Source organism: Massilia soli, assembly GCF_016809835.1.
Classification (GTDB): Bacteria; Pseudomonadota; Gammaproteobacteria; order Burkholderiales; family Burkholderiaceae_D; genus Telluria_A; species Telluria_A soli.
Genome location: NZ_JAFBIL020000004.1, coordinates 455,059 through 475,371, shown reverse-complemented (window position 1 = coordinate 475,371; position 20,313 = coordinate 455,059). Strand labels below are relative to the sequence as shown.

The following is a 20,313-nucleotide window of genomic DNA, read 5'->3' as shown; positions in this document are numbered from 1 at the left end:
CCTGTATGCAAACAGCACGCGAATTTAACTTCGACGGCCTGGTCGGCCCGTCGCACAACTACGCCGGCCTCTCGTTCGGCAACGTCGCTTCGTTCAGCAACGTCAAGAGCGCGTCGAACCCGAAGGAGGCTGCGCTGCAGGGCCTGGCCAAGATGCGCGCGCTGGCTGCGCGCGGCTTCGCGCAGGCAGTGATGCCGCCGCAGGCGCGGCCTAACTTCCGACTGCTGCGTTCCATCGGCTTCACCGGCACCGACGCCGATGTGCTGGCGCGCGCCTACCGCGAGTCGCCGGTCATCCTCGCGTGCGCGTACTCGGCATCGCCAATGTGGACCGCGAACGCGGGCACCGTCAGCCCGTCGGCCGACACCATCGACGGCCGCGTGCACTTCACCGCCGCGAACCTGAACAACAAGCTGCACCGCGCGATGGAGCACGAGCAGGCGTCGCGTACCCTGCGTGCGATCTTCGCCGATGCGGCGCACTTCGCCGTGCACGATGCGCTGCCGTCGACGCCGGCCTTCGGCGACGAAGGGGCCGCAAACCACACCCGCTTCAGCGCCACCCATGGCGACCGCGGCGTCGAATTGTTCGTCTACGGCCGCGTCGAATTCGACCCGGCGGCGCCGAGCCCGAAAAAGTACCCAGCGCGCCAGACACTGGAAGCCTCGCAGGCCATCGCGCGCCTGCATGGCCTGCATCCGGAGCGCACCGTGTTCGCATCGCAGAACCCGGACGTGATCGACCAGGGCGTGTTCCACAACGACGTGATCGCGGTCGGCAACGGCAATGTGCTGTTCTATCACGAGCAGGCCTTCGCCGATGAAGCCACCGTGCTGTCGCAGCTGCGCGCCGCGATGGGCGCCGTCGGCGCAGAATTGCACGCTGTGCGCGTCGATACCGGGCTGGTAGCGGTCGCAGATGCCGTCTCCAGCTACCTGTTCAATAGCCAGCTGTTGTCGAAACCCGACGGTTCGATGGCGCTGGTGGTGCCGCACGAATGCGCCGAAAACGAGGCGGTGTCGCGCTACCTGCAAGGCCTGGCCGCCAGCGGCGGCCCGGTCAATGAGCTGATCGATTTCGACCTGCGCCAGAGTATGCGCAACGGCGGCGGGCCTGCGTGCCTGCGCCTGCGCGTGGCGCTGACCGGCGCGGAAGCTGCGGCGATGCACCAGGGCGTGGTAATGACCGAGGCGCTGTACGCGACCCTGGTCGCGTGGGTCGGGAAGCACTACCGCGACCACCTCGAACCAAAAGACCTGGCCGACCCGCAGCTGGCCATTGAATGCAGGACCGCGCTGCAGGATCTTGAACGCATCCTGGGCCTGCCCGGCCTGTACGACCTGGCGTAGAATGTCGGGTTGCCGTGAAGAACTAATTTTTGGATGGGCCAACCCCGTCTTTCTATCGATCGCGCTAGCACGGCCACAAGCAAGTGCGACCGCGAGGCACTACACAACAAGCATTGGAGAAGCAAGATGAAAGTTATGCCCCAAACCCTGCGTATGCAAACGCTGGCACTGGTCAACGCAAGCAAGCCGGCTGCCGACAGCAGCCAGGTCGAGGCCCTGATCGGCGCCTGGCTGGCGTCGCTCGACGACGAAGACCTCGCAGGCACGTCGCCCGACAGCCTTGCGCCAGTGCTGTGGGACGGCTTTTTCCAGGCCGCGCGCCGCACCTCGCAGGGCTGCCAGATTGCGCAGCTGCGCTACGCGGATGGCCGCGGCGGCATGGCCAGCGCCTTGCTTGTCCTGAACGACGACATGCCTTACCTGGTCGACTCGATCGTCATGGCCCTGCGCAAGCAGAAGGTCCAGGCGACCGGCGTGATGAACGCCGTGCTCGCGGTGCGCCGCGACGCCAACGGCCAGGCGGTATCGGTCGGCGAAGCCGGCGCGCCGCTTGAATCGTATGTGCTTTGCCTGCTGGCTGAAGACCTCGCCGCGGATGAACTGAGCACACTGGTCGAGCGTTTGCAGATGGTGGCGCGCGACGCCGCGGTCGTGCGCCGCGATGCGGTTGCGATGGCCGACCGCCTGACCACCGTCGCCGCGCAGGCTTCCCAGCAGGGCGCCGCCGGCCAGGAAGTGGCTGCATTCCTCGAGTGGGCCAAGAACGAAGGCTTCGAGCCGTTCGGCTACGCTTACTACGTCGTCAAGCCAGGCGTGCGCGAGCTGGAGCGCGACATCCCGAGCCGCATGGGCGTGCTGCAGGATACCTCGCACCCGGTCTACGGCACCTGCCTGGCCAACATCCCGGGCGACTTCGAGACCCTGTCGAAGCGCGCCGACGCGCTGTCGATCGTCAAGGCCGACGTCGAAGGCACGCTGCACCGCGACCAGCCGCTCGACTTCATCGGCGTGCGCCATACCGACGCCCAGGGCGCGATCCTCGGCGAGCACTGCTTCGTCGGCCTGTTCACCCGCGCCGCCACCTCGACCCCGCTGGCACGCCTGCCGTTCGCGCGTGGCCGCGTCGCCAAGGTGCTGTCGCTGGCCGGCGTTCGCCAGGAAGGCTTCCGCGCCGAGAAGTTCCTCGAAATCATGGAATCGCTGCCGCGCACCGAGGCGCTGGAAGCCGATCCTGAATGGCTGGCGCAGGTTTGCAGCTCGGTGGTCTCGCTGTACAAGCAGCCACGCGCCAAGATCTTCGCCCGCCGCGACGTCTACGCACGCCACCTGAACGTCCTGGTCTACCTGCCGCGCGAGCGCTACAGCGCCGCCATCGTGCAGAGCCTGGCGGCCGCACTGAAAGAAAGCTCGGGCGCGACCGACGTCCGTCCACAAGCGCTGGTGGCCGACGGCCCGCTGGCGCGCGTCTACCTGATCGCCCACGCCGCTCGCAATCCGCTCGACCTGGAAAGCGACATCCAGCAGCCGCTGATGTCGATCCTCGAAGGCTGGCACGACAAGTTCGCCGCGCTGACCGACGGCGTCGCCGATGTCGCCGCGCGCACCACCTTGCGCAAGATGTGCTCGACCCTGCCGGTCAATTACGTGACCGCCACCGCGCCGGACGTCGCCTTCCGCGACCTTGAAGCGATCCTGGCCAACGGCAGCGAAGGCATCGAGGTACGCATCGACGCCGAAGACGCCGATTCGGCCACCGTGCGCCTGTACTCGATCGAAAACGTGCCGTCGCTGTCGCGCATCCTGCCGGCACTGCAGAACGCCGGCGTATCGATCGACCGCGAGCAGACCTATTCGATCGCCTCGATCGACGGTGCGCGCCGCTTTGTCACCAGCCTGTCGGTTGACGCCGAAAGCGCGGCCAAGCTGGCGCGCCCGAACATCGTTCCCGTCGCTGAAGAATTGTTCACCGCGCTGTTCAACGACGACGCCGAAGATGGCCGCCTGAACGGCCTGGTCATCGAGGGCGGCCTGTCGACCCGCGAAGTCCAGCTGGTGCGCGCCTACATCAGCTACTGGCGCCAGACCGGCAGCAAGTTCACCGTCCGCTACATGGCCGACACCTTGCGCCGCCAGCCGGACATGGTCAAGGAACTGGTCGACGGCTTCCTGCAGCGCTTCAACCCGGCGCTGAGCGAAGCGGAACGCGGAGCCGGCACCGAGAAGGTCATGTCGATCAAGTCGCGCCTGGCGACCGTCAACCACGCCGATACCGAGGAAATCCTCGCAGCGCTGGTCGACCTGGTGCTGCATACGGTCCGCACCAGCTACTTCCAGAACGACCAGAAGGGCGACAAGATCATCTTCAAGTTCGACACCAGCAACCTGGCGCTGGCGCCGGAGCCGCGCCCGTACCGCGAGATCTTCGTGTTCTCGCGCCGCTTCGAAGGCGTGCACCTGCGCGGCGGCCCGGTCGCCCGCGGCGGCCTGCGCTGGTCGGACCGCATGGAAGACTACCGCACCGAAGTCCTCGGCCTGGTCAAGGCGCAGATGGTCAAGAACGCGGTCATCGTGCCGGCCGGCTCGAAGGGCGGCTTCGTCTGCAAGCTGATGCCGAAGGACGCAGTGCGCGAGACCATCGCCGCTGAAGGCGAAGCGGTGTATCGCCTGTTCATCTCCAGCCTGCTGGAAGTGACCGACAACCGCGTGCGCGGCGTCATCGTGCCGCCAGGCGACACCGTGCGCTACGACCAGGACGATCCTTACCTGGTGGTTGCCGCCGACAAGGGCACCGCGACATTCTCCGACATCGCCAACAGCATCGCGGTCCAGCGCGGCTTCTGGCTGGGCGACGCGTTTGCGTCGGGCGGCTCGAACGGCTACGACCACAAGAAGATGGGCATTACCGCCAAGGGTGCGTTCGAAGCGGTCAAGCGCCACTTCTACGAAATGGACCACGACATGGAAACCACCCCGATCACCATGGTCGGCGTGGGCGACATGTCGGGCGACGTGTTCGGCAACGGCGTGCTGCTGTCGCGCCAGCTGAAGGTGCTCGCGGCGTTCGACCACCGCCACATCTTCCTCGACCCGGCGCCAAGTGTGGTGACCTCGTTCGCCGAGCGCGCCCGCATGTTCGCGCTGCCGCGTTCGTCGTGGGAAGACTACAACAAGGACCTGATCTCGGAAGGCGGCGGCGTGTTCCCGCGCACCGCACGTTCGATCGAGCTGTCGCCGCAGGTACGCGCAGCGCTCGACATCGCCGAAACTTCGCTGTCGCCTGAAGAACTGATGCACCGTATCCTGCTGGCGCCGGTGGACCTGTTCTACAACGGCGGTATCGGTACCTACATCAAGTCGTCGACCGAAACACACGCCCAGGTCAAGGACCGCGCCAACGACAACATCCGTGTCGATGGCAGCCAGCTGCGCTGCAAGGTGGTGGCCGAAGGCGGCAACCTGGGCGCGACCCAGGCCGGCCGCATCGAATTCGCGCTGTCGGGCGGCCGCATCTTCACCGATGCGATCGACAACTCGGCTGGCGTGGATTGCTCCGACCACGAAGTCAACGTCAAGATCTGGCTCGACACCGAAGTCAATGCAGGCGAGCTGCCGGAAGCGGACCGTAACCGCATCCTGAACGAGATGACCGGCGAGATCGAGCGCCTGGTCCTGCGTGACAACTCCCAGCAGACCCACCTGCTGACCCGCGAAGGCCAGGCGCAAGCCGATGCCAACGTGGTCGATGGCTACGCATCGCTGATCACCAGCCTGGAAAAAGAGGGAGCGCTGTCGCGCGAACTCGAGCAGCTGCCGACCGACGCCGAACTGCAGCGCCGCAAAGCCAGCGGCCATGGACTGACCGCGCCTGAACTGGCGGTGGTCATCGCCAACGTCAAGAACCGCTTCAAGCGCACCTTGCTGGCGCTGCCGCTGACCGACGAGCCATGGGCGGCCACCGTGCTCAAGCCGTACTTCCCGGCGCAGCTGGTAGCGACCCGCGATCCGCTGGCTCACCCGCTGGCGAACGCGATCCTGGCAACCGTGCTGGCCAACGAAGCGGTCAACCGCTGCGGCCCGCTGATGCTGCGTGACCTCGCCGCGGAACACGGCGTCGACGAAACCGAAGTCGTCAAGGCATGGGGCCAGGCATGGACGGCGCTCCAGCTGGCGCCTGTGTTCAACGCACTCGACGCCGACGCCTTGACGGTGCCGCGCGCCGTATCGGTCAAGGTCGATGCGCGTACCCGCGTGCTGTTCAAGGCACTGCTGGAAGGCGTGCTGTCGGTGAACGGCGGCGATCACGAAAGCGGCATGGCCGAACTGGCGCAGCTGTTCGCACAGCCGGACACCGTCAAGAGCCTGGCGCCGGCGCAGACCGACGCGGACAATTACCCGACCCTGCCGGCATCGTTCGCACAGGCCTGGAAGGCAGTCGACGCGATCGAATCCGTGTCGAGCTTCCTGTTCGCGGCAGTGGCAGTACAGCGTCCCGCGGGCATGTCGCTTGCGCAGTTCCTGCAGGTCGGCATGGCACTGCGTGCCCGCGCCGGCATCGACATGCTGGAGCGTGGCCTGAAGCTGGCCGCCACCAGCAAGTCGCAGGAGCAGCTGCGTAACTACGCGACGCAGGCCCTGCGCCGCACCCAGCAGCGTCTGCTGGAGCAGGTACTGGCGCGCGCCAGCAGCGGCGTTCCGGTGCATGATGCGGTTGAAGCGGTCGCCAGCCAGCTGGCACTGACCGGCTACGCCCAGCCTGCGGATCTCGAATCGGCCATGCTTGACGTCTGGTCGCTGTCGGAATCGACCAACCCGACCGCCAAGGCAGCGTAAGCGGCATGACGCTACCTGACGCTGTCCGCGCCCTCGCCGAAGCTGATCTCGGCGCTGTGGCGCAGCGCTTCCTGGACGCCGGCTTTGCGGTAACGCTGCCGGCGCGCGGCATCATGACGATCAAGTCGGCCATGGCGGCGCGCGCTAGCGTGGTGCTGTCGGTCGGCGTGCATGGCGACGAGACCGGGCCGATTGAAGTGGTGGCCCATGTGCTTGACGCCTTGTCGCACGCGCCTTCCGAACTGGCGGTCGACCTGATGGTCTGCGTCGGCAACGTGGACGCGATCGCGGCGGGCAAGCGGTTTATCGACGCTGACCTGAACCGCATGTTCAGGCCAGTGCGCGGTTCGCTCGCCGACGCGGCGGAGGCGCCGCGGGCCGATGCCATGATCAAGGCCACCGAAGACTTCTTCGCCGGCGCCGGCCCGGTGCGCTGGCACCTCGACCTGCACACGGCGATTCGTCCTTCGGTGTACCCGACCTTCGCCATCGTGCCCGACCTGATTGCCGACCAGGGCAAGGCGGCGCTGGTGGGCTGGCTGGGGCAGGCCGCGATCGGCGCGATCATCATGAACCCGAGTTCGGCCGGCACCTACAGCTACTACTCGGCCGAGCATCACGGAGCGGCGGCAAGCACCGTGGAACTCGGGCGTGTCGGCGTGCTGGGACAGAACGACCTGTCGCAGTTCGCCGATGTGCAGCTGGCGCTGGAAGGGCTGCTGCGCGGCGCTGCGGCCACGGCTGCGAAGGCCGAGCCGCATGTGTTCAAGGTGGCGCAGGAAGTGATCAAGCTGTCGGACGGCTTCCAGATGGCGTTCGACCGCAGCACGCAGAACTTCACCGCGCTGCGCCAGGGCGACGTGATCGCCACCGATGGCGAGACTGTTTATACGGTGAAGCACGCCGAGGAGCTGGTCGTATTCCCCAATCCCGACGTTCGCGTGGGATTGCGTGCGGGCTTGATGGTCGTTCGCGCCAGCTAACGTGTCGTTCCCGCGAAGGCGGGAACCCATACGCCGCCGATACATATGCACGTATTGCCGCCGACGCGGGATCGACGGCTTTTTGCTGGCTGTTCCCCGGATTCTGCAGTTCATCGCACGCCCCGGCTCCCCCCAGGACGCTTTTGTTAAGGTTGAATCCTCAACCAAACAACAAAAAGGTCCGACAATGCGTACTCTCCTGTCCCTCGCCTGCGTGGCCGCCCTGGCTGGCTGCGCCATCATCGTCACTCCAGACCACGACGTCCAGATGCATTCCGTCTTCAGCGGCGACGGCGTGGCGGGCGACGGCCGCGTCGCCAGCGAGCAGCGCCCGGTATCCAGCCTGTCCAGCCTCGACATCACCGGCCCGATGCAGGTCGACGTGCGCGTCGGCGGCCAGCCTGGCTTGAAGATCGAGGCCGACGGCAACCTGCTGCCGATGATCCGTTCGGAAGTGGCGGGCGACACCATGCGGATCTGGGTCGACGGGCAGATCAAGCCCACCCAGCCCATCCGCATCAGCTACAGCGCGCCGCGCCTGAGCCACCTGCGCAGCACCGGTTCGGGCCGCCTTGATATCAGCGGCCTGAACGGCGCACCGCTCACCTTCGTCAAGACCGGCTCCGGCAAGACCCAGCTGTCGGGCAATGTCAGCAGCTTCGATGTCCGCAGCACCGGCTCCGGCACCGTCGACGCGCTTGGCCTGCGCAGCCGCAGCGCGCATGCCAGCCTGGCCGGTTCGGGACGCATCATGCTCGGCCACGTCGATGGCGACCAGCTCACCGCGCACGTACGCGGCTCGGGCGACATCGAAGCCAGCGGCGCCGTGCAGACGCTCAACGCCAGCGTGCACGGTTCGGGCGACGTCCATGTCTCGCGCGTGACGGCGCAGCGCGCCGACCTGTCGACCAACGGTTCGGGCGATATCTCGGCGATGGTCAAGCAGTCGCTGGTCGCCAACGGCAACGGTTCCGGCCGGATCACCGTGCACGGCAACCCAAACCAGCGCAATGTCAGCGGCAAGCACGTCAACGTGTTGAACTAAGGATCGCATTTGTTAGAGTGGCAACTCTGGCTCCAATGAAAGATGTGTATTGGTAAATTCGATATGCCCCTATAATCGCTAGAATTTTTTCGAGCACACAAGGGACAGACGTGAATCAATCATTGGGCCAGAAGCTGTTGCGAACCAAGCTGGTAGACCGGACGGCCGATGGCGCCGGCGGACTGGCGCAGACGATGGGCTTGTTCCCGTTGACCATGATTGGCGTCGGCGCCACCATCGGCACCGGCATTTTCTTCACGATGGTCGAAGCGGTTCCCAAGGCGGGGCCTTCGGTCATCCTGTCGTTCCTGATCGCCGCCATCACGGCCGGCCTGACCGCGCTGTGCTACGCCGAGCTGGCGTTCCGCATCCCGGCGTCAGGCTCGTCCTATTCGTTCGCCTACGCGTCGGTCGGCGAGTTCGCCGCCTTCATCATGGCGGCCTGCCTCCTGCTCGAATACGGGCTGGCGGCCAGCGCCACCGCCATCGGCTGGTCTTCCTACCTGAACAACTTCCTCGACAATGCCTTCGGGTGGCAGATACCCGAGATGCTGCGAACGCCGATGATCGTCTCCGGGCCCAACGGCGTCGAGTTCAATGTTGGCCACATCAACCTGCCGCCGATCCTGCTGGTGATCATGTGCGGCTTCATGCTGGTGCGCGGCACCCGCGAATCGGCCACCACCAACGCGGTGATGGTGCTGATCAAGCTGGCGATCCTGGTGTTCTTCGTGGTGATCGCGTTCTCCGGCTTCGACGCCGCCAACTTCACGCCGTTCTTCAATACCGACAACAGCAAGGGCTTTGCCGGCATGGCGGGCGTGACCGCGGCTGCCGGCACGGTGTTCTTCTCGTTCATCGGCCTCGATACGGTGGCCACCGCGGGTGAAGAGGTCAAGGATCCGAGCCGCACGGTACCGCTGGGTATCCTGATGGCGCTGGCGATCGTCACCGTGTTCTACCTGATGGTCGCGTTGGCGGCCGTGGGCGCCCAGCCCGCGCATATGTTTGCGCACCAGGAAGCCGGCCTGTCGGTGATCCTGCAGAACGTGACCGGCCAGAGCTGGCCTGCGCTGGTGCTGTCGGCTGGCGCGGTGATTTCGGTGTTCAGCGTGACCCTGGTGACCATTTATGGCCAGACCCGCATCCTGTACGCGATCAGCCGCGACGGCCTGATCCCGAAGACCTTCCAGAAGCTCAATGCGCGCACCGCGGCGCCGGTCAGCAATACGATCATCGTCTGCATCGTGGTCAGCCTGGTGGCGGGCCTCGTCGATTCGACCTTCCTGTGGGATATGGTCAGCATGGGCACGCTGACGGCGTTCATGGTGGTGTCGATGGCGGTGCCGGTCATGCGCCGGCGCGGCGGCGAGCCGGCCGGCAAGGGCTTCCGCGTGCCGTTCGGGCCTTACCTGATCCCGGGCTTGTCGATTTTTGCCTGCCTGTACATCATGAAGGACTTGTCGAAAACCACCTTCACGACGTTCGCGATCTGGATGACGGTGGCGGTGCTGGCGTACTTTGCCTACGGCATTCGTCACTCGAAACTGAACAGCCAAACCTGAACGATGTCGTTCCCGCGTCAGCGGGAACCCATAGCAGGCATAAGCTGCGGCGGTATGGGTTCCCGCCTGCGCGGGAATGACGGGGTCTTCAGGGCCATAGCGCCCAGAAAATTGCCGCGTTCATCGTCAGGTTGAACGCGGCGTGCGCGGCCATCGCAGGGTAGAGCGATCCGCTGCGCTTCCTGATCGCGGCGAACAGCAGCGCGGTGCCGAACATCAGCAGCATCCACAACGACCCCGACAGCGGCATCCAGCCCAGCCCGGCGGCTTCCAGCAGCAATCCATGGTGGCACAGGTGCACCGCACCGAAGGCCGCGCTTTCGATCAGCGTGGCGCTGCGCCCCGACACGTGTTGCTCAAGGGCGCGCTGCAGTATTCCGCGGAAGAAGATTTCTTCGGCGACCGGGCTGAACATCAGGGCAGGCAAGGTAAAGACCAGGTGCAGCGTCAACAGCGACATGCCAGTCGTGTCCATCACGCCGCGGTAATTATTGGCGATGCTGACGAACCAGTTTTCCGCGCCGCGCCCGAACAGCGCCATGCCGATCGCAAAGCACGCCAGTGACGCCGCCGCGCCAAGCGCGATGGCGGGAAGCCAGGCGCCGGCGCAATCGGGCCGCCTGAGCCCGATCTGACGCCTTCCTTCGGCATTCATCAGCAGCCATGGCATCGCTGCCATCAGCGTGAAGCCGGCCGGCAGCAGCCAGCGCAGCGCGGGCGGCCCCAGCACGCCGCCGGCGCGCATCGCGGCGAAGGCGGTGGCCAGCATCAGCACCGCCGCCAATGCCGCCACAGGATTGGCGCCCATCCGCCAGATCGTCGCATCTCCTGCATTCATACTGTCTCTCGGCATATAAAAACGCTATGTCACCGGTACATGTGGAAACCGGCGTGGCCACCGCCACGTCGTGCCCGCGCAGGACGGAGTGAATTCCACACTTGACGGTGACATCGCGTATTAAATCGCTATGTCACTGTTACATCTGGAAACCGGAGTGGCCACCGCCACGTCGTGCCCGCGCAGGCGGGCACCCATCCCAGCGACGCTGTAGCCGCGAGACCCCGATCCGCTACCCGGCGTCAGTATGGATTCCCGCCTGCGCGGGAAGGACGGAGTGGATTCCACACTTAACGTTGATCGCCTATAAAAAAGCCACGCGGCCTTGCGGCGGCGTGGCTTTCGTTCAGCATCGCGCGATGCCGTCGTCAGTTACTCGACGTTCATTTCTTTCAGCAAGTTGTCGGCTTTGTCGACATGCTTCATGTTCCACAGCATGTAACGCACGTCGACCTGGATCGAGCGGGTGTTGGCGTTGTTGAAGTCCCAGTCCGAGATGATCGAATCGAGGGTGCCGTCGAAGGCCAGGCCGATGAACTCGCCCTTGGCGTTCAGCGCTGCCGAACCCGAGTTGCCGCCGGTGATGTCGAGCGTCGCCAGGTAGTTCACAGGCACGGTCTTGAGCTTAGGGTCGACATATTTGCCGAAGTCCTTGGCCTTGATCGATGCCAGCTGCGCTGCCGGTGCGTTGAACTCGCCTTCGCCGGTGGCCTTCGCTACCACGCCCTTGACGGTGGTGAACGGGGTCCATGCGCCGGTGCCGTCGGCGCCGAACGCGCGGCCGGCGATCTTGCCGAAGGTGACGCGCAGGGTGCTGTTAGCGTCCGGATACACAGCCTGGCCCTTGCTGGTCATGTAGGCGATCTTTGCCTTCATGTAGTTGGCGTAGGCTTGCTGGATCTTGCCGGCCAGTTCTTCTTCCTCGGCTTCGCTCTTCAGGCCCTGCTCGTACATGGCGACCGCTGCCTTGATGAAGCTGTCATTGCTGGCCTTGAAGTCTTCCGGCTTCTTGCCCAGCCATGCGGTACGCGCCGCCTTGTCGGCCAGCTGCGAACCTGCGTACATCTTGTCCAGCGCAGCTTTCAGCTGGGCTTCGGTCATGCCGTCGGTGATGCCCAGGGCTGCGTCGAAGTTGGCGCTGCGCTGTGCTTTTGGCTGCGCGGCGTACTTGACCAGACTGTTCAGCGCCAGTGCCTTGTCGACTTTCTCGGTGTAGGTACGGTCTACCGCGGCCACGCCGGCCTGGAAGCGCGGCAGGTCGCGCTGCTGGTAGCCGGCCTTGCGTTCGGCGTCGGGCTTGGTGCTTTCGTTCGCCAGGCGGTACAGTTCGCGTGCGACGGTCAGCAGGCGCGGCGAAGACGAGCTGAGGAAGAAGTCGCGCTTGATGTCGGCGTCGCGCTGGGCGATCAGTGCTTCGACCTTCTCGATGTCGCCGCCAAACTCGTTCTTGCGTGCGGCATTCGAATGGATCCAGGCCTTGAGGTCCGCGTGTTCCTTGGTCTTGCGCGCCAGGATATCGCTGTTCTCGTAGCTGGTCAGCATGCCCTTGCGGTTCTTGTAGTAGTTGTTCACGCCCGCGACCCGGCCAGCGTACTTGAGCTTGGCGTCAGGATCGTTCTTGGTTTCGCGGTCGATGATCGCCAGGGTTTCTTGCGAAGCCTGGACAAATGCCGGGTAGTTCCAGTCGAACGTGTACGCCACTTCCGACGGCAGGCGGTGGCGGTTGGTGCGGCCCGGATAGCCCAGTACCATGACGAAGTCGCCTTCCTTGACGCCTTCTTTTGCAATCTTCAGGTGGTGCTTCGGTACGTAAGGGATGTTGTCCTTCGAGAAGTCGGCAGCCTTGCCGTCCTTGCTCACGTAGCCGCGGTAGAAACCGTAGTCACCGGTGTGGCGCGGCCACATCCAGTTGTCCTGGTCGCCGCCGAATTTGCCCACGCCGGAGGCCGGCGCGTGCACAAGGCGAACGTCGCGGATTTCCAGTTGCTTGATCAGGTAGAACTCGAGGCCGCCGTAGTAGCTGGCCACGTTGCAGCGGTGGCCGGCGTCTTTTTCGCATTCGGCGACCATCGACTTCATGTTCTTTTCCATCGCGTCCACGCGCGCCTTGCCGGACAGCGCGGCGACGTCGGGGGTGATGATCTTGTTGCTGACGTTGGTCACTTCCTTGGTCACGAAGATGCGGCTGCCTGGCGCTGCCGGCAGTTCTTCTGCGAAGGTCTTGGCCAGGAAGCCGTTGGCCAGCAGGTCGCGTTCAGGGGTCGAGTTGACGGCGATGCTGTTGTAGACGCAGTGGTGGTTGGTGGCAACCAGGCCCTGCGGCGAAACGAACGAGGCGGAGCAGCCGCCCAGGCTCACAATCGCGCCCATCGGAAACTCGGTCAGTTTGGTCAGGGCGGCAGGATCGAGCTTGAGGCCGGCTGCCTTGAGTTGCTTGGCTACTTGTGGCAGCTGCTGCGGCATCCACATGCCTTCGTCGGCGTGTGCGAACGTGGACAGCAGGGCGAGCGGGAGGAGGAGTTTTTTCATTCGCGTTTCGTCTCTTATGGTAATCGGAACTGAACAGGGCGCTACATGAGCGCCCTAGAGTATCCGTATCGACCTCCACTTAGTCAACCACATTTTATCGTGTACATATGGGGTTTTGTACAGTTTTGCCGGGAGGTAACGAGCTGATCGTCGTTACAGCTGCGCGCCGATCAGCGACGCAATCTCGCCGTGCAACTTGTCGGTCCACGGCCGATTCTCCCACGCCTGCAGGGTGATCGGCTTCGACTTGGCCCAGTCGGCGTCGAAGATCGCGGCCTGCTGCGTGGCAAATTCACGGTCCATCACGTTCAGGTTGGCTTCGTCATTGATGCTGAACGAACGGTTGTCGAAGTTGGTCGAGCCGACCGACACCATCATCGTATCGACGATCAGCGCTTTGACGTGGTACATGGTGGGCTGGTATTCGGCGATCTTGACGCCGGCCTTGAGCAGGTCGCCCCAGCGTTCGCGCGAGGCGGCGCGCACGATGTCGGAATCGATGTCCGGTCCCGGCGTGATGATGCGCACCGCGACGCCGCGCTTCCTGGCCGCGACCAGCGCCTTGATGGCCAGCTCGTCGGGTACGAAGTAGGACGCCGACAGGTTGATCGAGTTTCGCGCCGCGTTGATCGCGATCAGGTACATCAGGTGCATGCTGCCGCTGCCGCCGGTGGGCGAGCTGCTGAACATCTGGGCGTCGTGGGCGCCGGCTTTTTCCAGTGCCGGGAAATAGTGCGGGCCGTCGAGGACCTGGCCGGTGGCCTTGGTCCAGTTATCGTTGAACACCGCCTGCATCTGCCCGACCACCGGGCCCTGGACGCGGAAATGGGTGTCGCGCCAGTGCTTGTCATCCTCGGCGTTGCCGCGCCACTGGTCGGCGATGCCGACGCCGCCGGTGAATCCGGTCTTGCCGTCGACGATCAACAGTTTGCGGTGGGTGCGGTTGTTCAGCCGGGTGAACTTCCACCACACCGGCTTGTGATAGCGCTGGACGTGCACGCCGGCCGCCTTCATCGCGTCAATGGCGGCCAGGTCCATCTTGATGCTGCCCATGAAGTCGAGCATGACGTGCACCTTGACGCCGGCGCGCGCGCGTTCGATCAGCGCGTCGCTGAATTCCTTGCCGATGGTTTCGGACCAGTAGATATAGGTCTCCAGCGTGATGGTGTGCTGCGCGCCGCGGATCGCATCGAGCATCGCCGGGAATATCTGGGCGCCATTGAGCAGCACTTCAACTTTATTTCCTTCAATAATCGCTGGGCCCAGCAGGACGCCCATCGAGCGGCGAAACTGCGGATCGGACGTATCGTACTTCTGCAGCAGCTGTTTTTCGATTTGCTTTTCGCTCGGCAGCAGGTTGAATACCAAAAACACCGCGACCAACGTGGCGGTAATGCTGAGCAAAGCAATCTTGACCGTATTCCTGTTCATGCGCTTATTCCAGACGAAAAAAAACCAACGCGGTGAGGCGTTGGTTAGTAGAGCGTGCCGCGATTAACGTACCTTGCCGCGACGCAGCAGGTTGACGATTGCGAGCAGGATGACAGCGCCAAGGAACGATACCAGCAGCGAGCTGATGCTGAAGTCGTCCGAGTTGATGGTGCCGGTACCGAACAGCGGAGAAAGCAACCAGCCGCCCAGGAAGGCGCCGATGATGCCGACGACGATGTTCAGGATCATGCCCTGTTCTGCGTCCGTTTTCATGACCATGCTAGCCAGCCAACCCAAGATACCGCCGACAATGATCCAGATGATGAATAACATGTTGATTCCTCCTATTAGATTAGAAACGTACCCCTTTGGCCATCCCTAAAAGTGCTGACCGTGGAAAAAGAATAGTCTTTCGATAACCCTTGGTCGGTGCGGCAACGAACGTAACGGCGATATCGCTCCGCGGCCTTTTCATGCCATTTGGAAAGTCTGAAATTGGGTGCGTCAGCGTACAGAGTGCAATCTTGTCGCGGCATATTGTTAAAGAACTGGCAACGAATTCCAGGTTTTATTTAAAGCCCCGCAGATTGATAATTTTAGGAGATTGATAATGAGCAACTACGACACCAACAACCAGAAAAATTCGCGCATGGTAACCGGGCTGTTCCGCGACCGTGACAGCGCCGAACGCGCTTACAACTCGCTCTCCGACCGCGGCTACTCGAAAGACGACGTCACCTTGATGATGTCGGACGACGCCCGCAAGCGCCACTTTGCCGACACCGACACTGAGCTGGGCAGCAAGGCTGCCGAAGGCGCCGGCGTTGGCGCCGGCATTGGCGGAACCATCGGCGCGGTCCTGGCCGGCGTGGCTGCCGTCGGCACCACCCTGGTCCTGCCAGGCATCGGCCTGGTTGTGGCCGGCCCAATCGCAGCTGCACTGGCTGGCGCTGGCGCCGGCGGCATCGCAGGCGGCCTGGTTGGCGCACTGATCGGCGCAGGCATTCCGGAAGAGCGCGTCAAGCACTACGAAGAAGGCATCAAGAGTGGCGGCATCCTGATGGGCGTGAATCCGCGCACGGATGAAGATGCGGCGCACATCGAGCGCACCTGGACTGACAACAAGGGTGAGCACATCATCGGTACCGGCCTGGGCGCTGGCGCAGGTGCACTGACTGGCGCCGGCATCGGCGCTGCGGCTGGCCCGGTCGGCATCGCCGCCGGTGCGGCCATCGGCGGCATCGCTGGCGGCCTGGCAGGCAAGGGCGCGGCAGAAGTCGTCAATCCAGAACCGGGCGACGAACTGCATGAGCACCACTTCGCCAAGGGCGTCGGCGCAGGTAGCGGCGCGGCAATGGGCGCGGCGGCAGGCGCTGTCGGCGGCCCGGTCGGCGCGGCAGCAGGCGCAGTCGTCGGCGCGTTTGCCGGCGGCATGGCAGGCAAGGCAGCTGGCCGCATGGTCAATCCGGAAGAAGAGTCGGCTTACTGGCGCAGCGCTTACCAGACCGCTCCGTACTACACCCCGGGCTACACCTATGACGACTACGGTCCTGCATACGAACTGGGCTACAACAGCCGCAGCAAGTATTCGGGCGAATTCGACGCCTACGAGCAAGACATGTCGGGCGACTGGGATCGCGTCAAGGGCAATTCGCGCCTGTCGTGGGACCAGGCCAAGTCGGCAACCCGTGCCGCATGGCACCGTGTTGAGCGCGCCATTCCAGGCGACGCCGACGGCGACGGACGTTAATCGACGCTGGCAGTCATAACGCCAGGCAGTAAAAAACCCCCGGTGCCTGCGAAGGCACCGGGGGTTTTTCTTTGTTGCGGCAGCGCCAGGACTTAGTTGTCCTTGAGCGCTTCGACTTCGATCTGCAGCTTCACTTCCGGCGCAAAGCGCGGGGTGGCGTAATTGATGCCGAAGTCGGTGCGCTTGAATTCGGCCGACGCATCGGCGCCGCATTTTTCACGCTTTGTCATGCCGTCGGTGATGCATTTGAACTTGTTGATGGTCAGGGTGACCGGCTTGGTGACGCCGTGCAGGGTCAGCTCGCCTTCGACCGAGACCGGGGTGTCGCCGTTAAACTTGATCGACTTGCCGATGTAGCGCGCTTCAGGGAATTTCTCGACGTCGAACATGTCGGCGTTCTTCGCGTGCGCATTGAGCTTGTCGTGACCGAAATCGATGCTCGAGGCGTCGATGATGATCTCCATCGAACCGGTCTTCTTCTGGCGGTCGAGGGTGATCGTGCCCTTGGTGGTGTTGAACTTTCCGCGCAGTACGGAGATGCCCATGTGGTCGGCTTCGAAACTCGGGTAGGTGTGGCCCGGATCGATGGTGTACGTGTCGGCGGCGAACGCCACGCTGGCGACGCCGGCGGTGGCCAGTGCAACGACCAAGTGCTTGAATTTCATAGGGTTTTCCTTTTGATGGAGAAAATTACTGGCCGGCCAGAACACGGAACCGGATGACGACCTCGTCGGCGACCATGCTGGTGTCTTTCCACTCGCCGTCGCCGATATTGTAAGCAAGCCGCCTGATTGGCAGCGCACCTTCGAACAATTGTTTTCCGCCTTCGGCGCGCACCGTCGCCGGGAAGGTGACGGTGGCCGACTTTCCCTTGATCGTCAGCTTGCCGGTCACGTTCAGCTTGCCGGCGCCGGCCGCCTTGATCTCGGACGACACAAAGGTCGCCTTCGGGAACTGGGCCGAATTGAACCAGTCCTTCTTTGCCACTTCCTTGTTCATGTCCGGATCGCCCAGGTCGAGGCTGGCGGTGTCGATCTCGATGGCGGCGCTGGCCGCCGCCGGCCTGGCCGGGTCATAGTCGAGCTTGGCGCTGAAGGTGCGGAATGTCGCCGCGACCGGCACGTTCATCTGCTTGAAGTTGGCGGTGATGGCGCTTTTTGCGGTATCGGTTTTCAGTGGGGCGGCGCTGGCGGCCAGTGTTACGGCCAGAAGCGCGGCCAGCAATGGGCCACGGGTCAGGATCATCAGGATCTCCTAGAAAATGACGGCAGCATGCGGCCCAGCACGCCGTCGCGGTCGATAAACTGGTGCTTCAGCGCGGCGGCCACATGCACGCCGACGGCGCCGCACAGCAGCATGTTAAGCCAGTAATGGATGCTCTTGAGCACCGGCTTGAGTTCGGGGTCGGCTGCGATCAGCACCGGCAGCTCGAACACGCCGAGGTACACCACCGGCACGCCGGACGCGAGGCTGTAGAAATAGCCCGACAGCGGCACGGCGAAGATCAGCACGTACAGCAGCATGTGCAGGCCGTTCGCGGCGCTTTTCTGCCAGCGCGGCATCGACGCCGGATACGCGGGCGCCTGGTGGAACAGCCGCCACAGCACGCGCAGCACTGCCAGCAGCAGCACGGTCACGCCCAGCCATTTGTGCCAGGAGAAATAGCGCAGCTTGGTTGGCGTCAGGCCCGGGATGTCGGTCATCACCAATCCCAGCGTGAAGGCGCTCACCACCAGCAGGGCAATTACCCAGTGAAACAGCATGGCGGTGTAGGTATAGCGTGCGGACATCGAACGGTTCAGATTAGTCGTACTCATTAGAACAAATATAGCAGACAAACAGCATTGACGTTGAAGGATCAACTTTTCGATGTCATGACGCTATCGCGCAGGCATGGATTCATACGGAACAGTCCGCCTCGAAATGTAAAATAACGGCAACAGTTACGATTATGGTCAATAATGGTTCAAAGCAACTTTAGCCACCGTTGTCGTAGCCGGCGCATCAGGGGAGTTTATGCAGTCAATCTACCAACCGCACGCCGCCGCTGTTATCCGGAGGTGTCGCCGTGCCATGCTGGCCCCGCTCGCATCCGTCCTGCTGGCGCTGCCAGCGCATGCAACATTCGTCGACCCCCGCGACATGGCGGACCTGTCGATCGAAGAGCTGGCCAACATCCAGATCACCTCGGTATCGAAACAGCCGGAGCGGCTCGGCGCCGCCGCCGCCTCGGTGTTCGTGATTACGACGGACGATATCCGCCGCTCGGGCGCCGGCAGCATTCCCGAAGCGCTGCGCCTCGCGCCCAACCTGCACGTCGCCCAATCGGCGTCGGCCGCCTACGCGATCAGCGCGCGCGGCCTGAACGGCAGCAATAACAGTGCGCCCAACAAACTGCTGGTGCTGATCGACGGCCGCTCGGTCTACTCGCCGTTCTTCTCCGGCGTGTTCTGGGATGCCCAGGACCTGATGCTGGACGATATCGAGCGCATCGAAGTGGTCAGCGGTCCCGGCGGCACCTTGTGGGGCGTCAATGCCGTCAACGGCGTCATCAGCATCATCACCCGTTCGGCCGCCGATACCATCGGCAGCCTGGCAACCATCCAGGGCGGAACGCGGGGCGCGCAAGCCGCCTTCCGGCACGGCTGGTCGACGCCGCGCGGGGCCTGGCGCGTCTATGGCAAACACCTCGATGCCGGTCACACGGCGCTGGGCGATGGCGCGCGCGTCAACGATGCGCGCCATCAATCTCAGGTGGGCTTCCGGGCCGACTGGCGCTTTGACGCCGGCCAGGCCAGCCTGAACGGCAGCGCCTACCGCGGCGCCAGCCAGCAGCCGGCCCCAGGCCTGATTTCCGTCGACGGCAGCAATCTGCAACTCGGCACGGTCGACACCACCGGCGCCAACCTCGCGGCCAGCTGGACCCGGCGCCTGGCCGATGGCAGCGAGCTGAGCCTGCAGGGCTACCTGGATCACACCCAGCGCTCGGTGCCGCCGACCTTCTCCGAACGGCTCAACATTGCCGATATCCAGTTCCAGCACGCGCTGCGCGCGCTCGGCAGCCACCGCATCGTGTGGGGCGCCAACTACCGCCGTTCATGGGACGAGGTCACCAACAGCGATACCATTGCCTTCCTCCCGGCCAGGGTCGGGCAGAGCTGGTCGAGCCTGTTCGCGCAGGACGAGATCGCGCTGCGCGACAGGCTGCGCCTGACCGCCGGCGCCCGCATCGAGCGCAACGACTACACTGGCAATGAGTTCTTGCCGACGCTGCGCCTGTCGTGGCAGGCGGCGCCGTCGCATTCGGTCTGGGCCGGCGCCTCGCGCACGGTGCGCGCGCCGTCGCGGCTCGATGCCGACGCTTATGTTCCGGGCAAACCGCCTTATCTTCTGCGCGGCGGGCTGCGGGTGCGCTCGGAAGTGGCCAGCGTGCTCGAACTTGGCTACCGCGGCCAGCCGCTGCCCGGCCTGTCCTACTCGGCAACGCTGTTCCATAACGACTATGACCACCTGCGCACGCAGGAAATTGACCCGACCCGCACCTTCATCGTGTTCGACAGCCTGATGGAAGGCCGGGCAAACGGCATCGAGATGTGGGGCAGCTACCAGGCCACGCCAGCGTGGCGCCTGAGCGCGGGTTTCACGGCGCTGCACCAGAACATGCAGCTGAAGCCCGGCAGCAACGACCTGGCAGGGCCGGGGATCGTGGGCAAGGACCCGTCGCATACCATGCAGCTGCGCTCGGCGTACAGCCTGGCGCGCGGCAAGGATATCGAGATCGCGGTGCGCAAGGTGGCCGCGCTGGCGCAGCAAGCGGTGCCGGGCTATACGGCGGTCGACGCGCGCTTCGGCTGGCAGGTGACTCCGGATCTGGAAGTGTCGGTGACGGCGCAGAACGTCAATGGCGGCCACCCCGAGTACGGGCCGGCGGCGACGCGGGCGGAAATTCCGCGCTCGGTGGCGTTGAAGCTGGTGTGGGGGATGTAGAAGAAA

Annotated in this window: 14 protein-coding genes; 7 read left to right on the top strand and 7 right to left on the bottom strand. The window is 64.2% G+C overall.

Translation table 11 applies throughout. From position 1 onward, the window contains the following. Positions 1-5: 5 nt before the first annotated feature. The 5 genes from astB to I4X03_RS12370 all read left to right on the top strand — a co-directional run bounded on the left by astB (position 6) and on the right by I4X03_RS12370 (position 9,772). Complete coding sequence (gene astB, locus I4X03_RS12390) at positions 6-1,349, top strand: N-succinylarginine dihydrolase (protein WP_223468527.1); 1,344 nt, start codon at positions 6-8, stop codon at positions 1,347-1,349. Positions 1,350-1,475: 126 nt separating this feature from the next. Further along, a complete protein-coding gene (locus tag I4X03_RS12385) occupies positions 1,476-6,179 on the top strand; it encodes an NAD-glutamate dehydrogenase domain-containing protein (RefSeq protein WP_223468526.1) in 4,704 nt (1,567 codons plus the stop codon). A gap of 5 nt (positions 6,180-6,184) precedes the next feature. Then, on the top strand, positions 6,185-7,162 hold the full coding sequence (locus I4X03_RS12380; protein WP_223468525.1) for a succinylglutamate desuccinylase: 978 nt from the start codon (positions 6,185-6,187) through the stop codon (positions 7,160-7,162). A gap of 187 nt (positions 7,163-7,349) precedes the next feature. After that, on the top strand, positions 7,350-8,207 hold the full coding sequence (locus I4X03_RS12375; protein ID WP_223468524.1) for a GIN domain-containing protein: 858 nt from the start codon (positions 7,350-7,352) through the stop codon (positions 8,205-8,207). 110 nt (positions 8,208-8,317) lie between these two features. Continuing rightward, positions 8,318-9,772, top strand: a complete 1,455-nt coding sequence (locus I4X03_RS12370) for an APC family permease (RefSeq protein ID WP_223468523.1) — start codon at positions 8,318-8,320, stop codon at positions 9,770-9,772. Positions 9,773-9,860: 88 nt separating this feature from the next. On the opposite strand, the gene I4X03_RS12365 is transcribed toward I4X03_RS12370, so the two are convergent. The 4 genes from I4X03_RS12365 to I4X03_RS12350 all read right to left on the bottom strand — a co-directional run bounded on the left by I4X03_RS12365 (position 9,861) and on the right by I4X03_RS12350 (position 14,903). Then, positions 9,861-10,610: a CPBP family intramembrane glutamic endopeptidase gene (locus tag I4X03_RS12365; RefSeq protein ID WP_223468522.1), complete on the bottom strand. Its 750-nt coding sequence runs from the start codon at positions 10,608-10,610 to the stop codon at positions 9,861-9,863. Between the two features lie 372 nt (positions 10,611-10,982). Further along, the gene (locus tag I4X03_RS12360; protein WP_223468521.1) at positions 10,983-13,139 is read right to left on the bottom strand and encodes a S46 family peptidase; all 2,157 of its coding nucleotides are present in this window, start codon (positions 13,137-13,139) and stop codon (positions 10,983-10,985) included. A gap of 153 nt (positions 13,140-13,292) precedes the next feature. Beyond that, positions 13,293-14,570 (bottom strand): phospholipase D-like domain-containing protein, encoded by a 1,278-nt coding sequence (locus I4X03_RS12355; RefSeq protein WP_223468520.1) that lies wholly within the window; start codon positions 14,568-14,570, stop codon positions 13,293-13,295. A 63-nt stretch (positions 14,571-14,633) separates the two neighbouring features. Beyond that, a complete protein-coding gene (locus I4X03_RS12350; protein ID WP_223468519.1) occupies positions 14,634-14,903 on the bottom strand; it encodes a GlsB/YeaQ/YmgE family stress response membrane protein in 270 nt (89 codons plus the stop codon). A 277-nt stretch (positions 14,904-15,180) separates the two neighbouring features. Between I4X03_RS12350 and I4X03_RS12345 the strand changes: the two genes are divergently transcribed. Beyond that, positions 15,181-16,320 (top strand): hypothetical protein, encoded by a 1,140-nt coding sequence (locus I4X03_RS12345; protein WP_223468518.1) that lies wholly within the window; start codon positions 15,181-15,183, stop codon positions 16,318-16,320. A 92-nt stretch (positions 16,321-16,412) separates the two neighbouring features. On the opposite strand, the gene I4X03_RS12340 is transcribed toward I4X03_RS12345, so the two are convergent. The 3 genes from I4X03_RS12340 to I4X03_RS12330 are packed head-to-tail and all read right to left on the bottom strand — an operon-like array spanning position 16,413 to position 18,137. Beyond that, complete coding sequence (locus I4X03_RS12340; protein ID WP_223468517.1) at positions 16,413-16,985, bottom strand: YceI family protein; 573 nt, start codon at positions 16,983-16,985, stop codon at positions 16,413-16,415. Between the two features lie 25 nt (positions 16,986-17,010). Continuing rightward, positions 17,011-17,565, bottom strand: a complete 555-nt coding sequence (locus I4X03_RS12335) for a YceI family protein (RefSeq protein ID WP_223468516.1) — start codon at positions 17,563-17,565, stop codon at positions 17,011-17,013. Beyond that, on the bottom strand, positions 17,565-18,137 hold the full coding sequence (locus tag I4X03_RS12330) for a cytochrome b (RefSeq protein ID WP_223468515.1): 573 nt from the start codon (positions 18,135-18,137) through the stop codon (positions 17,565-17,567). The genes I4X03_RS12335 and I4X03_RS12330 overlap by 1 nt, the downstream gene beginning before the upstream one ends. 256 nt (positions 18,138-18,393) lie before the next feature. On the opposite strand from I4X03_RS12330, the gene I4X03_RS12325 reads away from it, so the two are divergent. After that, entirely contained in the window at positions 18,394-20,307 is a 1,914-nt protein-coding gene (locus tag I4X03_RS12325) for a TOL_0244 family TonB-dependent receptor (RefSeq protein WP_223468514.1), read from the top strand. Positions 20,308-20,313: the final 6 nt, after the last annotated feature.

Bases quoted from the DNA above. Each gene is read 5' to 3' on its own strand.
- I4X03_RS12340 (WP_223468517.1), bottom strand. From the start codon at position 16,985: ATGAAATTCAAGCACTTGGTCGTTGCACTGGCCACCGCCGGCGTCGCC.
- I4X03_RS12355 (WP_223468520.1), bottom strand. From the start codon at position 14,570: ATGAACAGGAATACGGTCAAGATTGCTTTGCTCAGCATTACCGCCACG.
- I4X03_RS12380 (WP_223468525.1), top strand. From the start codon at position 6,185: ATGACGCTACCTGACGCTGTCCGCGCCCTCGCCGAAGCTGATCTCGGC.
- I4X03_RS12385 (WP_223468526.1), top strand. From the start codon at position 1,476: ATGAAAGTTATGCCCCAAACCCTGCGTATGCAAACGCTGGCACTGGTC.
- I4X03_RS12350 (WP_223468519.1), bottom strand. From the start codon at position 14,903: ATGTTATTCATCATCTGGATCATTGTCGGCGGTATCTTGGGTTGGCTG.
- I4X03_RS12365 (WP_223468522.1), bottom strand. From the start codon at position 10,610: ATGAATGCAGGAGATGCGACGATCTGGCGGATGGGCGCCAATCCTGTG.
- I4X03_RS12325 (WP_223468514.1), top strand. From the start codon at position 18,394: ATGCTGGCCCCGCTCGCATCCGTCCTGCTGGCGCTGCCAGCGCATGCA.
- I4X03_RS12360 (WP_223468521.1), bottom strand. From the start codon at position 13,139: ATGAAAAAACTCCTCCTCCCGCTCGCCCTGCTGTCCACGTTCGCACAC.
- I4X03_RS12330 (WP_223468515.1), bottom strand. From the start codon at position 18,137: ATGAGTACGACTAATCTGAACCGTTCGATGTCCGCACGCTATACCTAC.
- I4X03_RS12335 (WP_223468516.1), bottom strand. From the start codon at position 17,565: ATGATCCTGACCCGTGGCCCATTGCTGGCCGCGCTTCTGGCCGTAACA.
- astB (WP_223468527.1), top strand. From the start codon at position 6: ATGCAAACAGCACGCGAATTTAACTTCGACGGCCTGGTCGGCCCGTCG.
- I4X03_RS12375 (WP_223468524.1), top strand. From the start codon at position 7,350: ATGCGTACTCTCCTGTCCCTCGCCTGCGTGGCCGCCCTGGCTGGCTGC.
- I4X03_RS12345 (WP_223468518.1), top strand. From the start codon at position 15,181: ATGAGCAACTACGACACCAACAACCAGAAAAATTCGCGCATGGTAACC.